General features: G+C 63.0%; 2 protein-coding genes and 1 pseudogene. 1 reads left to right on the top strand and 2 read right to left on the bottom strand.

Going from position 1 to position 3,233, the window contains the following annotated elements; genetic code table 11:
* Positions 1 to 443, bottom strand: a pseudogene (locus V7E26_RS29755) (peptidase); the annotation flags it as partial.
* Between the two features lie 338 nt (positions 444 to 781).
* Here V7E26_RS29755 and V7E26_RS29750 point away from each other — a divergent pair.
* Positions 782 to 2,392: an ABC transporter substrate-binding protein gene (locus tag V7E26_RS29750; protein WP_324422958.1), complete on the top strand. Its 1,611-nt coding sequence runs from the start codon at positions 782 to 784 to the stop codon at positions 2,390 to 2,392.
* 100 nt (positions 2,393 to 2,492) lie between these two features.
* Here V7E26_RS29750 and V7E26_RS29745 read toward each other — a convergent pair.
* Positions 2,493 to 3,233, bottom strand: a 741-nt coding sequence (locus V7E26_RS29745; protein ID WP_324422957.1) for a transglutaminase family protein, incomplete at its 5' end; no start/stop codon positions are given.

The raw sequence follows: 3,233 nt of genomic DNA, 5'->3' as shown, positions 1-3,233 counted from the left end.
TAGGGCGTGTCGGTGGTGCATTCGATGAAATTGCCGGCGGTGTAGACCATGAACAGCCGCATCCGCGAGCCCTGGATCTGGCCGCCGAACAGGAAGGAGACGTCAAAGGAGACGTCCTCGGACCGCAGTGCCGGGCCTTCGGTGGCGTGGACCAGGCGGATGGCGCGCCCGATGCGCTGCGCGGCCTGGAACATGGTCGGCGCGTTCATCAGCGTCTCGACATCGCCGGTGTCGGGATCTTCGATACCCTCGGTCAACGTCGACAGCACCGACTGGCTGATCGCAAGGTTGCCGGCGCTGGCGATCGCCATGATGCGCTCGCCGGGTTTCGAGAAGATATGCAGCTTGCGGAAGGTCGAGACGTTGTCGAGGCCGGCATTGGTCCGGGTATCCGCGATCATCACCAGACCGTCCCGCACCAGAATTCCGCAGCAATAGGTCATTCCAACTCCCCGCGCGCGTCCATTTTCCGCGGCCAAACTAGTAGCCAATTTCGAGGGGGCATCCAACCCCAATTCCCGTGGCGCGGCATGTATCCGGCAGCTTGATCAGGTCGCGGGGAGGTGGGGGAAGGCATGCGGAAATCAGCTTTGGCAGACGCGGCCGCTTGCCGAACAGGACAATCCGAAGGCACAAACCCGGATCGGAACCATGCACCGCAGGGGCGAGGCCATGGCAGATGCGTATGCCGCATCGGGCTATCGCGCCTGCGAATATTGATTAAGTCCGCCGTCTCCGGCACGCTGGCCTTCGAAGAACAAGAAGCATTGGGAGGCTTATCATGCGCGCCAGCCGGCTATCGCGCGAACTCACCGTCACTGTGGCGGCGCTCTGTATCACGCTGCTCACGGCAATTCCGGCCATGGCGCAGAAGAAGGGCGGCACGCTCAGGCTCTACCACAACGACAATCCACCTTCGACTTCGCTGCTGGAAGAATCGACCATTGCCTCGGTGATGCCGTTCGCGGCTGTGTTCAACAATCTCGTGACGTTCGATCCGGCCAAGGTCCACGAAAGCATTGAGACCGTCGTTCCCGATCTCGCCGAAAGCTGGGCGTGGGACCCAACCAACACCAGGCTGACGTTCAAGCTGCGACAGGGCGTCAAATGGCACGATGGCCAGCCATTCACCGCAAAAGACGTGCAGTGCACCTGGCGGATGCTGATCGGCAAGGCCGAGACGCAGGATTTCAAGCGCAATCCGCGCAAGGTCTGGTACACCAAGCTGAAGGACGTCAGCGTCAACGGCGATTTCGAGGCAACCTTCGAACTGAGCGAGCCGCAGCCGAGCCTGCCTGTGCTGCTCGCCAGCGCCTTCTCGGCCGTGTATCCCTGTCATGTGCCGCAGCAGGTGATGCGCACCAGGCCGATCGGCACCGGCCCCTTCAAATTCGTCGAGTTCAAGCGCGGCGAATCGATCCGCCTCGTGCGCAACCCCGATTATTTCAAGAAGGACCGGCCCTATCTCGACGAGATCACGGTGCGCACCATCGACAGCCGCGCCACGCGCATGCTGGCGTTCTCGACCGGCGATTACGACATCACCTTTCCCTCCGACGTCAGCATTCCCCTGATGAAGGACGTGAAGGCGCGGGCGCCGAACGCCATCTGCGAGGTCATCACGACAGGCACCCTGATCAATCTGATGGTCAACCGCGTCAATCCGCCGTTCGACAATCCGGAGATCCGCCGCGCGATGTCGCTGGCGCTGGACCGCAAGCCGTTCAACAGCATCCTGATGGAGGGAACCGCGCGGCTGGGCGGCGCGATGCTGCCGAAGCCGGAGGGCGAGTGGGGCATGCCGGCGGAGATGCAGGCCTCGCTGACCGGCTACGGCTCCGAAGCGGAGAAGAACCTCACTGAGGCCCAGGCCATCATGCAGAAGCTCGGCTATAGCGACGCCAAGCCGCTGCAGATCAAGATCCAGACGCGCAACCTGCCGACCTACCGCGATCCGGCCGTCATCCTGTCCGACCAGCTCAAGAAGATCCACATCGTCGCCGAACTGGACATTCTGGATACGCCGCGCTGGTACTCCAAGCTGCAGCGCAAGGACTACACGATCGGCCTCAACGTCACAGGCGTGAGCGTCGACGACCCCGACGGCAACATCGTCGAGAATTATTCGTGCAACTCCGAACGCAACTATACCCAGTATTGCAACGCCGAGGTCGACAAGCTGCTGGCGGCGCAGTCACGCGAGCTCGACAAGGAAAAGCGGCGCAAGATGGTATGGGATATCGAACGGATCCTGGTGGAGGATGCCGCGCGCCCCGTCATCCTGCATAGTTCCGCCGGCAACTGCTGGCAGCCGCACGTGAAGAACTTCAAGCCGCACGACAACAGCCAGTACAACAATCTGCGCTTCGAGGACGTCTGGCTGGATAAGTGACGGCGATCAAACTGTCATTGCGAGGAACAACGCGACGCAACAATCCATCTGTCCCCGTGTTGAGGCGTGGATTTCTTCGCTTCACTCGCAGTGATGGGCGCTATTGCGACTGGCTCTGCCACTGGCCGGGCCGTCCGGCCTGTTCGACCTTGACCGCGACCGTCAGCGTCTCGTTGCCGCCGCCATAGCGGGTGCCGCGCACGGGGGCTGCGCCGAGGTAATCGAGCCCGATCGCGACACGGGCGTGCGCATCCGTGGTGCAGATTCCATTGGCGGTGTCGAATCCGACCCAGCCGAGATCAGGCACATGGGCTTCCGCCCAGGCGTGGCCGGCCTGCTGATGAACGGTGCCGTCGGCGCGCAGGAGATGACCGGAGACGAATCGCGCCGGCACGCCGCCGGCACGCGCGCAGGCAATGAAGATGTGGGCGTAGTCCTGGCAGACGCCGCGCTTCAGCCCGAACGCTTCCGCCGCCGACGTGCCGGAATGGGTCGGGTCCTCGTCGAAGGTCATGTGCTCGTTGATCTGCACCATCAGCGCGTGCAGGAAGCCGAGCACGTCGCCGTCGGATTCCGCGCGCATCTCGCGGACAAACGTCGCCATCGCCGGATTGACCGAGGTCAGCGCGGTCGGGCGCAGGAACAGGCTCGGCGGAAATCGCTCGTCGGTGCCGCGCAGCACGCCGCCGGTGTCATGGGTCTCGATCAGGCCCTCGACATGGATGGTGAGGTCGGCGATCGGCCCATAGGTGAGCACATGGGTAACGTTGCCGAAGGCGTCCTGATGGGTGTCGAGGCGGGAATCGGTCGAGACGTCGATCTGCCATTCGGCGACATATTG

Origin of the sequence: Bradyrhizobium sp., assembly GCF_036735945.1 — a bacterium.
GTDB lineage: Bacteria > Pseudomonadota > Alphaproteobacteria > Rhizobiales > Xanthobacteraceae > Bradyrhizobium.
This window is presented reverse-complemented; position numbering and strand designations above follow the sequence as displayed.

Coding starts and splice junctions, on each gene's coding strand:
- V7E26_RS29750 (WP_324422958.1), top strand. CDS start 782: ATGCGCGCCAGCCGGCTATCGCGCGAACTCACCGTCACTGTGGCGGCG.